This window comes from Cupriavidus sp. GW823-FHT07B10 (assembly GCF_058794355.1).
On sequence record NZ_JBXAGS010000016.1, the window covers coordinates 103332 to 117966 of the forward strand.

The 14635-nt window shown below is 71.2% G+C and carries 6 protein-coding genes; 5 read left to right on the forward strand and 1 reads right to left on the reverse strand.

The features are described from left to right. Positions 1-37 precede the first annotated feature (37 nt). Entirely contained in the window at positions 38-6070 is a 6033-nt protein-coding gene (locus AC1Q6V_RS26605; protein WP_454750917.1) for a non-ribosomal peptide synthetase, read from the forward strand. Between the two features lie 12 nt (positions 6071-6082). Here the strand turns inward: AC1Q6V_RS26605 and fhuF are convergent, their stop codons facing one another. After that, positions 6083-6838 carry a siderophore-iron reductase FhuF gene (fhuF, locus tag AC1Q6V_RS26610; protein WP_454750916.1) on the reverse strand — a complete coding sequence of 252 codons (756 nt, stop codon included), beginning with the start codon at positions 6836-6838 and terminating at the stop codon, positions 6083-6085. Positions 6839-7088: 250 nt separating this feature from the next. Here fhuF and AC1Q6V_RS26615 point away from each other — a divergent pair, with 250 nt between their 5' ends. Genes AC1Q6V_RS26615 through AC1Q6V_RS26630 form a run of 4 tightly spaced genes read left to right on the forward strand, consistent with a single transcriptional unit; the run spans position 7089 to position 14551 of the window. After that, on the forward strand, positions 7089-10316 hold the full coding sequence (locus tag AC1Q6V_RS26615) for a non-ribosomal peptide synthetase (RefSeq protein WP_454750915.1): 3228 nt from the start codon (positions 7089-7091) through the stop codon (positions 10314-10316). Beyond that, complete coding sequence (locus tag AC1Q6V_RS26620; protein ID WP_011617403.1) at positions 10313-11995, forward strand: cyclic peptide export ABC transporter; 1683 nt, start codon at positions 10313-10315, stop codon at positions 11993-11995. Before AC1Q6V_RS26615 ends, AC1Q6V_RS26620 begins: the two co-directional genes overlap by 4 nt. A 32-nt stretch (positions 11996-12027) precedes the next feature. Further along, positions 12028-13128, forward strand: a complete 1101-nt coding sequence (locus tag AC1Q6V_RS26625; protein WP_010810184.1) for a GNAT family N-acetyltransferase — start codon at positions 12028-12030, stop codon at positions 13126-13128. A 22-nt stretch (positions 13129-13150) separates the two neighbouring features. Then, a complete protein-coding gene (locus AC1Q6V_RS26630) occupies positions 13151-14551 on the forward strand; it encodes a lysine N(6)-hydroxylase/L-ornithine N(5)-oxygenase family protein (RefSeq protein ID WP_010810183.1) in 1401 nt (466 codons plus the stop codon). The last annotated feature ends 84 nt before the right edge of the window (positions 14552-14635 follow it).

Consider the following 14635-nt stretch of genomic DNA (forward strand, 5'->3'; position numbering starts at 1 on the left):
GCGCTCCCCGATATCCATTGACCGTGATACCGCTCCCATGTCAGATGCACTGAATACCGCGCACGCGCAGGTCGCCGCGCGCTTTGCCCGGCTGGCGCCAGCGCAGCGCACGGCGTTCCTGGCCGCGCTGCACGACAAAGGCGTAACCTTCTCCACGCTGCCGATCGTGCCCGCGCCGCGCAGCGAAGCGCTGCCGCTGTCGTACGCGCAGCAACGCCTGTGGTTCCTGCAGCAGCTCGATCCGGCCGGCACCGCCTATCACATGCCGGGCGCATACCGGCTCGAAGGGGCGCTCGACGCCGCAGCACTGCGCCGTGCGTTCGATCGCATCGGTGCGCGCCATGAGGTGCTGCGCACCAGCTATCCAACCGACGCTGCCGGCGTGGCGCGCCAGCAGGTGCACGACAGCCTGCCGCCGCCATTCGTCGAGATGGAAGCCGATCCCGCCGGCCTGGACACCACCATCGACGGCATTGCCCACGCGCCGTTCGATCTCGCCGTAGGACCGCTGTGGCGCGTCGCGCTGATCCGCGAGAGCGTCCAGTCCCATGTGCTGGTAGTGGTGCTGCACCACATCGTCGCCGATGGCGCCTCGATCGTGCGCCTGGTCGCCGAGCTGGCCGCCTGCTACGCGGCCGAAGCCGCCGGCACGCCGGCCGAACTGCCGCAGCTGCCGGTGCAGTACGCCGACTTTGCCGCGTGGCAGCGCAACTGGATGGACGCCGGCGAAGCCGAGCGCCAGCTCGGCTACTGGCGTGAACGCCTGGGCGATGCGCCCGGCGCCGCACTCGATCTGCCAGCCGACCGGCCACGCCGCGCGGCGCGTACCGGCGCGGGCGCCGAGCACACCTTCGTCATTCCGGCCGACGTGGCCGCGGCGCTGCGCACGCTTGCCGGCGCGCATCAGGCCACGCTCAACATGGCGCTGCTGGCCGCCTATGCGGTCTTGCTGAACCGCTACACCGGACAGGCCGATATCTGCATCGGCGTGCCGGTGGCCAACCGGCAACGCAGCGAGACCGAGGCGCTGGTCGGCTGCTTCGTCAACATGCAGGTGATGCGCGCCGAGGTGGCGCCAGACGAGCCGTTTGCCGAGCTGCTGCCGCGGTTGGCGCGGCAGGCAGCGGCGGACCAGGAGCACCAGGCGCTGCCGTTCGACCTGCTGGTGGAAGCGCTTCAGCCCGGCCGCAGCCTGGCGCAGCCGGCGCTGTTCAACGTCACCTTCGACCATCGCGCCGCTGGCGCTGCGGCGGTGCCGCAGCTGAAGGGGCTGCGCGTTACGTCGCTGGAACTGCCGGTGACGACCGCGCGTTTCGAACTCAGCCTGGCCACCACCGAGCTGCCCGATGGCAGCCTTTTCGGCCGGATCGCCTATGCCGCCGATCTGTTCGATGCCGCCACCGTGGCGCGCATGGCGGGGCACTATGGGCGCCTGCTGCAGGCGTTCGCTACCGATCCCGCCACGACGTCCGCCGCAGCGGTGCTGCTGGGGGATGCCGAACGCGACGCGCTGGCCCGCTGGAGCGAACCCGGCTGCGCGGCACCGCCGTTCGTGCCGGTGCATGTGCAGGTGGCGGGCCAGGCCCGCCGCGTGCCCGAGGCCCCGGCCGTGCTGTTCGGCGATGCCACGCTCAGCTACGGCGAGTTGAACCGCCAGGCCAACCGGCTCGCGCACCGGCTGGTCGCGCAGGGTATTGGCGCCGAGAGCCGTGTCGGCGTGGCGCTGGGCCGTTCGCCGCGCATGATCGTGGCGCTGCTGGCGGTGCTGAAGGCTGGCGGCTGCTTCGTGCCCTTCGATACAACCTATCCGGCGCGGCGCCTGCTGGACATGCAGGAGGACGCCGCCCCGCAACTGCTGCTGACCGAGCGCGCGCTGCGCGAGTCCTTCCCGGTGGCAGAAGGCCTGCCGGTGCTGCTGGTCGATGACGACGCCGACGTATCCTGGCCCGAACACGATGCCGAAATTGCCGTGCACCCGGCGCAGCTTGCCTACGTCATCTACACCTCGGGCTCGACCGGCAAGCCCAAGGGCGTCGCGGTGGCGCACGGCCCGCTGGCAATGCACGTGGTCACCACCGCCGAGTGCTACGACATCACGGCCACCAGCCGCGAGCTGCATTTCCTGTCGTTCAGCTTCGACGGCGCGCATGAGCGCTGGATGGTGCCGCTGGCCAGCGGCGCCAGCATCGTGCTGCGTGACGACACGCTGTGGAGCGTGGAGCAGACCTACGCCGCGCTGCGCCGCCATGCGGTCACGCACGCGGGCTTTCCGCCGCGCTACCTGCACCAGCTCGCGGCCTGGGCCGAGTCGCAGGGCGATCCGCCGCCGCTGTGGCTGTATTCCTTCGGTGGCGAAGCCATGCCCCGGGCGGGCGTGGCCCGCCTGACGCAGGCGCTGCGGCCGCAGCACATCATCAACGGCTATGGCCCGACCGAGACGGTGGTGACGCCGCTGGTGTGGAAGGCAAGGGCCGCTGACGCGGAAGCCCAGGTCACCGGCGCCTATGCGCCGATCGGCCGGCCGGTGGGGGCGCGCAGCGCGTACGTGCTGGACAGCCGGCTGGAGCCGGTGCCGGTGGGCGTGCCGGGCGAACTCTATCTCGGCGGCGAAGGGCTGGCGCGCGGCTACCTGGGCCGCGCCGGCATGACGGCAGACCGCTTTATTCCCGATCCGTTTGGCGCGCCCGGTGGACGGCTCTACCGCACCGGCGACCTGGTGCGCTGGCAGCCCGACGGCTGCATCGAATACCTCGGCCGGCAGGACCACCAGGTGAAGATCCGCGGCTTCCGCATCGAACTGGGCGAGATCGAGGCGCGCCTGTTGGCGCAGCCCGGCGTTCGGCAAGTGGTGGTGCTGCCGCACGAGACGTCCGCCGGCACGCGGCTTGTCGGCTACGTCGTGGCGCAGCAGGGCGCGGTATCGTGCGAGGCCCTGCGCGCGGCGCTCGCGGCGGCTTTGCCCGACTACATGGTGCCGGCCGCGATCCTGCAGCTCGACAGCCTCCCGGTCACGCCCAACGGCAAACTGGACCGGCGCGCGCTGCCGGAACCGCAGTGGCAGGCCGAGACCGCCTACGCCGCGCCGGTGTCCGCGGCGGAGCGGATGCTGGCGGCCGTGTGGGCAGACGTGCTCGGCATCGCGCAGGTGGGCCTGCATGACAACTTCTTCTCGCTCGGCGGCGATTCCATCCTGAGCCTGCAGATCGTCGCGCGCGCCCGTTTGCAGGGCTGGCGGCTGACGCCGCGCCAGGTATTCGAGCACCAGACGGTGGCCGCGCTGGCGCGGGTGGCGGAGCGCGTGGGTGGCACAGCGCAGGATGCGGCCAACGATGACGATGACGCTGGCGCGGCGCCGCTGACGCCGGTGCAGGCGGCCTTTCTCGGGCAGCCGCTGGCCGAGGCCAGCCGCAACCGCTTCAACCAGTCGGTGCTGCTGCGCCCGCAGTCGGCCATCGACGCACCGGCATTGCAGGCCGCGCTGCAGGACGTCACCGGCCACCATGCCGCGTTGCGCTACCGCTTCACTCGCACGGACCAAGGCTGGCGTCAGCAGGCCGTCGCCGAGGCCGGGGCCGCGGTCGCACTGACGACCATCGACGTGCCGGACGCCACGGCAATCACCGCTGCCTGCGATGCGGAGCAGGACCGGCTGGACATCGCCCGCAGCCCGCTGCTGCGCGCGCTGCACCTGCGCGTCGCCGATGGCAGCGAGCGGCTGTTCCTGGTCTGCCATCACCTGGTGGTGGATGGCGTGTCATGGCGCATCGTGCTGGAAGACCTGCAGGCCGCCTACGCCGCCCGGCTGGCGGGACAGGTGCCAGCGCTGGCGCCGGTGGGCGCCAGCTATGCCGCATGGAGCCGCACGCTGGCAGGGCCGGCGCGCGACATGTTCGCGCCCGAGGCCGAATACTGGCGCGCCGTCACGCGCGACCAGATGTCATTGCCATGCGATGGTCCGGGCGGTGAACCGGCGCGCCCCCGCACGGCAAGCTTTGCTTTGGACGCGGCCACGACTGACGCCTTGCTGCGGCGTGCCCATGCCGCCTACCGCACCGGCGTCAACGACCTGTTGCTGACGGGCTTCGCGCGCGCGCTGTGCGCCTTTGCTGGCCGCGACGACATCCGCATCCACGTGGAAGGCCACGGCCGCGAAGCCGAGGCGGCCGGCAGCGCGCTCGATCTCAGCCGCACGGTGGGCTGGTTCACCAGCGTCTGGCCGGTCCGGCTGGCGAGCGTTGCGGACGTTGGCGACACCATCGCCGGCGTCAAGGAAGCGCTGCGCGCGGTGCCGCGCCAAGGGCTGGGGTACGGCGTGCTCAGCGCTCTCGCGCCTGCGGCGCTGCCGCCGTGCGCGCCGCAGGTGTTGTTCAACTACCTCGGCCAGTTCGACGGCAGCCTTGGCGAAGGCAGCTGGCAGGCCGCCGCGGAGGATACCGGTCGTGGCGTCTCCGACGACATCCCCTTGCCGGCGCCGCTGGCGTTCGACGGCCGGATCCAGGGCGGCCGCCTGCAGTTCCGCTGCACCTACAGCGGCGCGCAGTTCCGCGAGGCCACCATCGAAGCGCTGATGGCGCGCATCGCGCAGTCGCTGCGCGAGGTGGTCGGGCATTGCGTGGCGCAGGCCGTGACGCGGCTGACGCCCTCCGATGTGCCGGCCAGCGCGCTGTCGCAGCTGCAACTGGATGCGCTCGCGCTGCGTGCCGACGAGATCGAGGACATCTGGCGGCCCACGCCGATGCAGCGCGGCATGATCCGGCACGGCGCGCGGCATCCCGGCTCGCCGGCCTATACCGTGCAGGTGCAGGCCACCATGGACGGGCTCGACGTGGAACGCATGGTCGCGGCGTGGCAGGACGCGGTGCGGCGGCATCCGGTGCTGCGGGCCCGGGTGGCGTGGCTGCAAGCGGGCGCGGGCATGGAGGCCGAGCCGCTGCTGGTGGTGCCCACGCAGGCCACGCTGCCGGTCAGGCACCACGACTGGCGCGAGCGCAGCCATCGCCCGGCCGCAGCCGTCGACGATGCCCAATGGCAGGCGCTGTGCGAGGCCGAGTTCCGCGAGGGCTTCGACCTGGGCCAGGCGCCGCTGATGCGGCTGACGCTGGTGCGCATCGGCGACCACAGCTGGCGCTTCCTCTGGACCTGGCATCACCTGCTGCTGGACGGCTGGAGCATGTCGCGCCTGCTGGGCGAGGTGCTGCGCGGCTACGACGGCGAGCAGCCGGCCCAGCCCGCGGTGTCGCTGCGCCGCTACGTGGCGTGGCAGCAGGCGCAGTTGGGCGCCGATCCTGAACAACGCTGGCGCGAGCGCCTGGCGCCGCTGGCACGCCAACCGGTGCGCATCACGTGCGAGGTCGCGCCGGCACGGCGCGGGCAGCAGATCCGGGCGGTGGAGCACGTGGTGCAGGCCGATGCGCTGCGCACGCTGGCCGCTTTCGCCAGCCGCCAGCACGTCACCGTCAACACGCTGGTGCAGGCAGCATGGATGCTGGCGCTGCGCCAGGCCACCGGTGCGCGCACGGTGGGGATGGCCGTGGTGGGCTCGGGCCGTTCGGCGGAGCTGCCCGGCATCGAAGACATCATGGGCTTGCTCGCGAGTACCTTGCCGCTGGTGCAGGCGCTGCCCGACTCGCTGCGCGTGGCCGACTGGCTGCCGGCGCTGCAGGCCGACAACCTGGCGCTGCGCGAGATCGAGCATGCGCCGCCGGCGTGGCTGCAGAGCTGGGCGGCCGGCAGCGACGATGCCGCGCGCACGCCGTTCGACACCATGCTGATCTACGAGAACTACCCGGTCGACAGCACGCTGCGGGAAACCCAGCGCGGCGTGCTGCGCTTCAGCGATGTCGATAACCGCGGACAGATGAGCTATCCGGTAACGGCCATCGTGATTCCGCGTGAAACGCTGACGCTGCGCGTGGAGTACGACACGGCGGCGCTCGACGACAGCGCGGCGAAGGAACTGACCCGGCAGTGCGTGGCGATCCTGCTGGCGCTGCCGGCGCTGGCCGGCGCCACGCTGGGCGAAGTGCCGGTGCGCGTGGAGCACGGCAGCGCCAGCGCGCTGGCGGCCTAGGTGCCGACGGCTTTACCGCAGCAGGCGGCGCGGGCAGTCGCCGCACAGCGTGAAGGCCGGCAAGCGGTAGCGCAGGCAACACAGCCGGCGCAGCCACAGCGTGGTGGTGGTGCCGTCCTGCGTCACGCGGTGCGCGCGCATCGGCGCATGCAGCGGGTTGTCGCGGCCGTCGGGGCGGGTGCGGGTGTCTATCAGCCAGGCCGCGTCGGCAGCCAGCGTGGCGTCCGTGGCCGGCATATCCGGCTGCAGCAGGGCGGGCGCGTGGCGCAATACCTCGGCGACGACAGCGCCGGCATTGGCCCACAGCAGGCGCGGCGACGCGCCGCTGGCCGCTGCCAGCGCTTCGATCAGCGGTGACAGCAGGTCGTCCAGCAGGGCGCCGTAACGCTGCTGCGGCGGCGCGCCGGCAAACCTCTGGCCAGCGTGTGGCAGCAGCAACGTCACGGCGCGGCCGTGCCGATCGGGCCGGATGGCCGTGTCGCGCAAGGGCAGCACGTGGTGCGCCAGCGCCGCGGCGGCCACCGTGCCAGGCAGCAGCGCGGAGAAGCAATGCCGCGCCCAGACCGAGCCGGCCACGCGCGCATCGTCGCCACCGTAGTGGACGGCCATGGCGTGAAGCGCCTGCCGTAGTGGGGCGCGGCCCGCCGGCGCGGACATGAGCGCGGCGGGCATGACGTCATCGGACGTCGTGGGGCCGATGCGTACGGCCTCGGCGTAGTGACGCAGCGGCTCGGGAAACAGTGCAAGCAGGATCGGTAACGGAAACAAGAGGCAGCCCCGTACGGCGTTGCGGATATGCAGTCAACGCCTTTTCTTTGTTGAAAATGAGAATGATTATCAGGTATATTCGCAATTCGCTTTGTAAAGACAATCTCGCACCTGGGCGCCCCCTTGCCAGTCAGTCGCAGCATGGCCGCGGCTGCGGGGCGGTCCTGGCCTTGCCGTTCGCGCGGCAAGGCCATGCGCGCGGTGGCAGCCAGGCCAGCAATGGCTGCCTCGCGGCTCCCGAGGAGACCCAATGACGCAGCCTATGCCCGACCTGACGATCCGTGCGCGCGCCTCGCAAGACCCCGCGCCGCTGTCGTTCGCGCAGCAGCGCCTGTGGTTCCTGCAGCGCTACGCGCCGGACAGCACCGCGTACAACCTGGTGCGCGCCTGGCGCCTGCAGGGCCCGCTGTCGGCTCCGGCGCTGGAGCAGGCGCTGGCGCAGGTGACGGCGCGCCATGCGGTACTGCGTACCCGTTTCTCGACCGGTGACGGCGAGCCCCGGCAGATCGTCGACAACGCGCCGCCGGCCGTGCAATGGATCGACCTGCCCGCAGGCGAGCTCGATGCGCAGCTGCGCCGCGAGTCGGCGCGCGTATTCGACCTGCACGCCGCCGCGCCTTTCCACGTCACCGTCGCCCGGCTGGAGGATGACGCCCACGTGCTGGTGCTGGCCATGCACCACATCGTCTCGGACGGCTGGTCCAACCCGATCCTGGCGCGCGACCTCGCGCGGGCCTATGCCGCGGCCGTCAATGGCAGCGAGCCGGGCTGGACGCCGCTGCCGGTGCAGTACGCCGACTACGCTGCCTGGCAGCGCGAGCGTCTCGATGGCCCTGCGCTCGATGCCGCGGTGGCACGCTGCGCGGACCGCCTGGGCATTGGCATTCCCGCGCTGGAACTGCCGCTCGATGCCCCGCGCCCGGCGCGGCCGGCAGGCAAGGGCGGGCGCGTCCGCTGGACGCTGTCGGACGACGTGGTGGCAGCGCTGCGCAGCTACTGCGCTGGTGGCACGGGTCGGGGTGGCCGGCTCACGCCGTTCGCCGTGTTGCTGGCCGCATGGCAGGCGCTGCTGGCGCGCCACAGCGGCCAGTCCGACTTTGCCGTGGGCGTGCCCAACGCAGCCCGCACGCATGAAGAGCTGGACGAACTGGTCGGCTGCTTCATCAATACCCAGGTCTATCGCGCCCGGCTGACGCCCGGCCTGAGCGGCCACGCGCTGTGTCAGCAGGTCCGCGACGATGCGCGCGCCGCGCTGGACCACGCCGACCTGCCGTTCGAACTGCTGGTCGACAGGCTGGCGCCGTCGCGCGACCCCAGCCGCACGCCGGTGTTCCAGGCGATGTTCAACCTGCAGATGGGCGAGCCCGCCGCCTTCACGCTGCCCGGCCTGCAGGCGAGCGCACTGCCGGTGCCCGACGACAGCGCCAAGTTCGACGTCACGCTCGACCTGCACGCCAGCGCCACGCGCGTGTCGGCCACGCTGGAATACGACGCCACGCTGTTCACCGCGGCCACGGCCCAGCGGATGGCGCGGCACTATGAACACCTGCTCGGCGCGATGCTGGCCGCGCCCGAGACGCCGCTCGAAGCACTGCCGCTGATGGATGAAGGCGAGCAGGCCCGGACGCTGGCCGACGGCAACGACACCGGCCTTGCACTCGACCCGGCCGACGACGTGGTCGCACGGATCGCGCGCGCCGCCGCGGCCACGCCCGATGCCATTGCGGTGACGGACGGCGCCTCGAGCCTGACCTATGCCGGGCTGGAAGCGACCGCCAACCGCATCGCGAACTGGCTGGCCGCGCAGGAACTCGGCGCCGAGGCGCTGGTCGGCGTGTGCCTGCCGCGCACGCCCGCGCTGGTGGCAGTGCTGCTCGGCATCCTGAAGGCGGGCGCCGCCTACCTGCCGGTCGACGCTCACCATCCGGCCGCGCGCAATGCCCACATCCTCGGCCATGCCCGTGCGCGCCTGATCCTGGCGAGCGCCGCTACACGCGCCGCGCTCGGCGACAGCGGCGCGGTGGTGCTGGTCGACGGCGACACGCCGCCCTGGAGCACGGCCCCCGATACGCCGCCGGCTGCGCCATGCCATCCGGCACAACTGGCCTACACGCTCTACACCTCCGGCTCGACCGGCACGCCCAAGGGCGTGCAGATTTCGCGCGGCGCGTTTGCCAATTTCTTGCGGGCGATGACGCCGGTGGTGCCGATGGACGGCAGCGACCGGCTGCTGGCGGTGACCACGCTCGGCTTCGATATCGCGGGGCTGGAGCTGTTCCTGCCGCTGGCCAGCGGCGCCCGCGTGGTGATCGCCACGCGCGACGATGCGCGCGACCCGGCGCGGCTGGCGGCGCTGATGTCCGCGCACGGCATCACCGTGATGCAGGCCACGCCCGCGACCTGGCAGATGCTGGTGACGCAAGCCTCGCCGGCATGGGAGGGGCTGCGCGTGCTGTGCGGCGGCGAGGCGCTGGGGCGCGAGCTGGCCACGGCACTGCTGGCCAGGGGCGCGCAGGTCTGCAACGTCTATGGCCCCACCGAGACCACGGTCTGGTCCGCGGTGCATGCGCTGGCGGCCGAGGGCGCTCCCGCGTGGGCGGTCGCGCCGGTCGGCCGGCCCATCGCCAACAACCAGCTCTACGTGCTGGACGCGCGGCTCGAACCGGTGCCCCCGGGCGTGGCCGGCGAGCTCTACATCGGCGGCGCCGGGCTGGCGCGCGGCTATGCCGAGGATCCGGCCCGCACCGCCGCGGCCTTCGTGCCCAACCCGTTCGCGCCCGGCACGCCGGGCGCCATGGCGGGCGACCGGCTGTACCGGACCGGCGACCTGGCGCGCAAGCGTGCCGACGGCATTGTCGAGTTCCTCGGCCGGCGCGACCACCAGGTCAAGGTGCGCGGCTTCCGCGTCGAACCGGGCGAGGTCGAGGCGGCGCTGAGCGCGTGCCCGCAGGTGAGCCAGGCAGTCTGTGTGGCCCGGCAGGGTCCCGACGGGATGGCGCGGCTGTGCGCGTACTACGTGGCCGCCACGGCTGGCGATGACTCGGACGACGCCATCCTCGCGCGCCTGCGCGAGCAGTTGCCCGGCTACATGGTGCCGTCCAGCCTGACGCGGCTCGATGCGCTGCCGCTCAACGCCAACGGCAAGGTCGACCGCCAGGCGCTGCCCGAGCCGGCCGCGCCGCGCGCGGCGGCGGCACCATCGACGCCGACCGAGCATGAACTGGCGGCGCTATGGTGCGCGGTGCTGGACGTGGCCCAGGCCGGAGCCGACGACGATTTCTTCCTGCTGGGTGGCCATTCGCTGCTGCTGGTGCGGCTGCAGACCCGCATCCGCGAGCAGATGGCCTGCGAACTGGCGCTGCCGGCGCTGTTCGCTGCGCCCGTGCTGCGCGACATGGCCGCGGCGATCGACCAGGCCGGCCGGCGCGATGCCGACGCCGACCTGGCCTTCATGAACGATCTGCTGGAGGCCCTGTGAATCTGTTCCTCTCATTGCGCCGCCGCTTCGGCGGCCTCCTGCTGTTGGCGCTGGCCGCGGGCACCTGCAGCGCGCTCGCCGGCATCGCGCTGATTGCCGAGATCAACCGCATGATCGCCGCGCCGGCGGCGCTGGAAGCGGGGCGCATCGGCGTGCTGCTGGGCCTGCTGGCGGTGCTGTTCGGCTGCGGCTTCGGCTCGCAGGCGCTGCTGACCGCGCTGGGCCACCGCGTGGTGTACGACATGCGGCTGCGCATGCTCAAGCGCGTGCTCGATACCGACGTGGAGCGCCTGGAAGCGATCGGCGGCCCGACCGTCTATGCCACGCTGACCAAGGACATCGCCTCGATCGGCATGGCCTTCAACCGCGTGCCGTTCGTGTTCTACAACGGCGTGCTGGTGCTGGGCGGGCTGCTGTACCTGGGCTGGCTGTCGTGGCAGCTGTTCGTGCTCGGTGCCGCGGTGCTGGGCGCAGGCGTGCTGCTGGCGCAGCGCTGGGTGCTGCGCATGCGCACCCTGATGAAGGCGGTGCGCGATACCGACGACCGGCTCTACGCCGGCTACCAGGGCGCGATTGATGGCCGCTACGAACTGGCGCTCAATGCCTGGCGCAAGCAGAGCTTCTACCAGCGCGACTTCGAGCCCGCCGCGGAGTTTGCGCGCGCACATGAGGTGCGCGCCGACCGCTACTGGGTGCTGAGCCTGTCGTTCACCGCGACGCTGATCCTGGGGGTGGCGTGCGCGATCTTTATCGCCGGCGATGCGCTGGGTATTGGGCGCGAGCGCATCACCGCCTTCGTGCTGGTGCTGATGTTCCTGCGCATGCCGCTGAACGACCTGGTCGGCACGCTGCCGATCCTGATGACCGGCAACGTCGCGCTGCGCAAGATCGAGACGCTGCGGCTGGCGCCGTACACGGAGGATTTCGCGCTGCATTCGACCAATACCGCCGCTGCACCGCCCGCGCCGGGCACGCCGCTGATCACGCTGCAGGACGTGCGCTACGACTATCCCGGCCAGGGCGACGAGCGCGGCTTCCGCCTCGGCCCCGTGTCGCTGACGCTGTCCGCCGGCGAGACGGTCTTTATCGTCGGCGGCAACGGCAGCGGCAAGTCCACGCTGATGAAGCTGCTGGCGGGCCTGTACCAGCCGAGCGCCGGCAGCATAGCGCTCGGCGACCGGCCGGTGGGCACCGCCGAGCTGCCCTGGTATCGCAGCCATTTCGCCACGGTGTTCTCCAACGCCCATCTGTTCGCGCGGCTGGTCGGCCCGGACGGGCGCTTCGACGCCGCGGTGGCCAATGCTTTCCTGAAGCGGCTGCACATGGACCACAAGGTCGCCATCCGCGATGACCTGCTGTCGACCACGCAGCTGTCGCAGGGGCAACGCAAGCGGCTGGCGCTGCTGGCGGCTTATGTCGAGGCGCGCCCGGTGCTGCTGCTCGACGAATGGGCAGCCGACCAGGATCCCGTGTTCCGCGCCTATTTCTATGAATCGCTGCTGCCGGAGCTCAAGCGCAGCGGCAAGACCATTGTCGCGGTCAGCCATGACGACCGCTATTTCCACGTGGCCGACCGCGTGATCGGCGCCGACAGCGGCGTGATCCGCGCCGACAGCGCCACCGACAGCGCCGCCGCCCCCGCCGCGGCCGGCCAGACCGACCATCAGGCCGCCGCATGACGCGCGCCAACACAGACAGGGAGTCAGTTCACATGCAAAGCAATGCCGCGCCTTTGATGACCCACGCGATCGCGAGCCAGCCCTGGTTGTCCGCGACGAGCCCCACCCTGCAGAGCCGCTGGGATGGCTGCGCGCTGCAGCTAAGCCTCGACGGCACGCCGCTGCAGGCCTGGCAGTTTACGCCCGGCACCCAGCCGCGGCTGGCACTTGCCGATACCGACCCGGTCCATCCGCTGGCGCGCGCCGCGACCTTTGCCGCCTGCGAGGCGGTGCTGGCGCGCACCCCGGCGACGCAGGCAATCGCGCTGGACCTGCCCGATGCCATCGCCAACGCAATGCTGCGCGAGGGCAGCGCCACGCGCGCGGCCGGCGGCGAGCTGGTGACGCGCGTCGAGCAGCTCTGGCAACTGCCGGCGCTGTGGCACACCGGCACCTCGGGCCGCGACTATCCGCTGCAATACGCGATGACCCAGGGCCGGCGCCATCCGCTGCGCGCGCCCAAGCCGTCGGGCCAGGTCTATGCACGCCATATCCCGTGGCTCGGCCAGGTGTTCTCGATGCGGGTGGCCGATCTCGATGCCGACCTGGCGTGCTTCCACGGCTGGATGAACGATCCGCGCGTGGCGGCGTTCTGGGAGGAAGAAGGCGATCTGGAAAAGCATCGCGATTACCTGTCGGCGCAGCTGGCCGACCCGCACACCATCCCGCTGATCGGCTGCCTGGACGGCAAGCCGTTCGCGTACTTCGAGGTGTACTGGGCCAAGGAGAACCGCATCGGCCCCTACTACGACGTCGACGACTTCGACCGCGGCTGGCACGTGCTGATCGGCGACGGCGAGATCCGTGGCAAGGCGTATATCAGCGCCTGGCTGCCGTCGCTGATGCACTACATGTTCCTGGACGACCCGCGCACGCAGCGCATCGTCGGCGAGCCCCGCATCGATCATGTGCAGCAGATCCGCAACCTGGACCGTTCCGGGTTTGCCAAGGTCAAGGCCTTCGACTTCCCGCACAAGCGCGCCATGCTGGTGATGCTGCTGCGCGAACGCTTCTTCGGCGAGCGCCTGTGGGTGCCGCAGGACGACGGGCAGGCGCAGCTGTCCGGTGCAGAACCGACCGCGCTGGCGGCCTGAGCCAGCCGCGCAAGGAGAGACCATGCTCTATTCCGCTTCCACCTTCGCCGCCCACGGCACCGATGCCGGTGCAGGGCCCGTGCTCGACCTGCTGGGCATCGGCTTCGGGCCTTCCAACCTCGCGCTGGCAGTGGCCCTGCGCGAAATGCTGCCGCAGCAGGCACCGTTCCGCTTCGGCTTTGTCGAGAAGAAACCGGGCTTCGTCTGGCACGGCAATATGCTGCTCGACAACAGCCGCATGCAGATCTCGTTCCTGAAGGACCTGGTCACGATGCGCAATCCGGCCAGCCGCTATACCTTCATCAACTACCTGCACGAGCGCGAGCGGCTGCTGGACTTCATCAACACCCGCACCTTCTATCCCAGCCGCTACGAGTTCAACGACTACCTGTCCTGGGTGGCGGGTGATTTTGCCGACGCCTGTCACTACGGCGAGGAAGTGGTTTCGGTCGCGCCCGAGCCCGCCGGCGGCAATGGCGATCTGGCCTGCCTGCGCGTGACCTCGCGCACGGCGGAAGGGGCGCTGACCGAGCGCCGCGCGCGCAACGTGGTGGTCAGCGTCGGCGGCGCGCCCAGCATTCCGGACGCCTTCGTGCCGCTGCGGGGCCACCCGCGGGTGTTCCATTCGTCGTCGTACCTCGAGTCGCTGGAGCGGCTGGAGCGCACAGCGCCCGTGCGGCGCGTGGCAGTAATTGGTTCGGGCCAGAGCGCCGCCGAGATTTTCCTGGACCTGCATGGCCGCGAAGGCGGCATTGCGGTCGACCTGGTCAGCCGTGCGCCGGCGCTCAAGCCGGCCGACGACAGCCCCTTCGTCAACGAGATCTTCAACCCGCGCTATATCGACTACCTGTTCTCGCGCGAGGCGACTGAGCGCGAGCAACTGCTGCGCGAGTTCGGTAATACCAACTACGCGGTGGTCGATACCGACCTGATCGAAGCCATTTACGAGGTGCTGTACCAGCAGAAGGTCACCGGCAAGGTGCGCCACCGCCTGCTGGCCGGCAGCGAGGCCCGCCATGCCGAGGCCGATGCCGACGGCGTGCGGCTGGACATTGCGCGGCGTGACGATGGCGCGCATCAGTTGCAGCGCTATGACGCGGTCATCCTCGCCACGGGCTACCGGCGCGAGCTGCACCAGTCGCTGCTGGCGCCGCTGGCGTCCTACCTGGACGACGCCAAGGGCTTCCAGGCCGACCGCGACTACCGGCTGCAGATGGCGCCGGGCTGCCAGGCGGGCGTATTCCTGCAGGGCTGCTGCGAAGCGACGCACGGCTTGTCGGACACGCTGCTGTCGGTGCTGGCGGTGCGCGCGCAGGAGATTGCGGCCGCCGTGCTGGGCAACCGGGCGGGTGCGGCATGCGCCATGGAGGCCGAGCCGCCTCGCAGCCGCCCCGCGCGCGTCGCGCACGCCGGCACGCACTGAGGTATCGCCCATACAAAGCAATATGAGGACCGGCGGCCGCGACCAGGCGGCCAGCCGGGTCCCACGGCCTGGACTTTCACAACA

Excerpts from the sequence above, each read along its gene's own strand:
- AC1Q6V_RS26630 (WP_010810183.1), top strand. The coding sequence starts at position 13,151 with ATGCTCTATTCCGCTTCCACCTTCGCCGCCCACGGCACCGATGCCGGT.
- AC1Q6V_RS26605 (WP_454750917.1), top strand. The coding sequence starts at position 38 with ATGTCAGATGCACTGAATACCGCGCACGCGCAGGTCGCCGCGCGCTTT.
- AC1Q6V_RS26615 (WP_454750915.1), top strand. The coding sequence starts at position 7,089 with ATGACGCAGCCTATGCCCGACCTGACGATCCGTGCGCGCGCCTCGCAA.
- AC1Q6V_RS26625 (WP_010810184.1), top strand. The coding sequence starts at position 12,028 with ATGCAAAGCAATGCCGCGCCTTTGATGACCCACGCGATCGCGAGCCAG.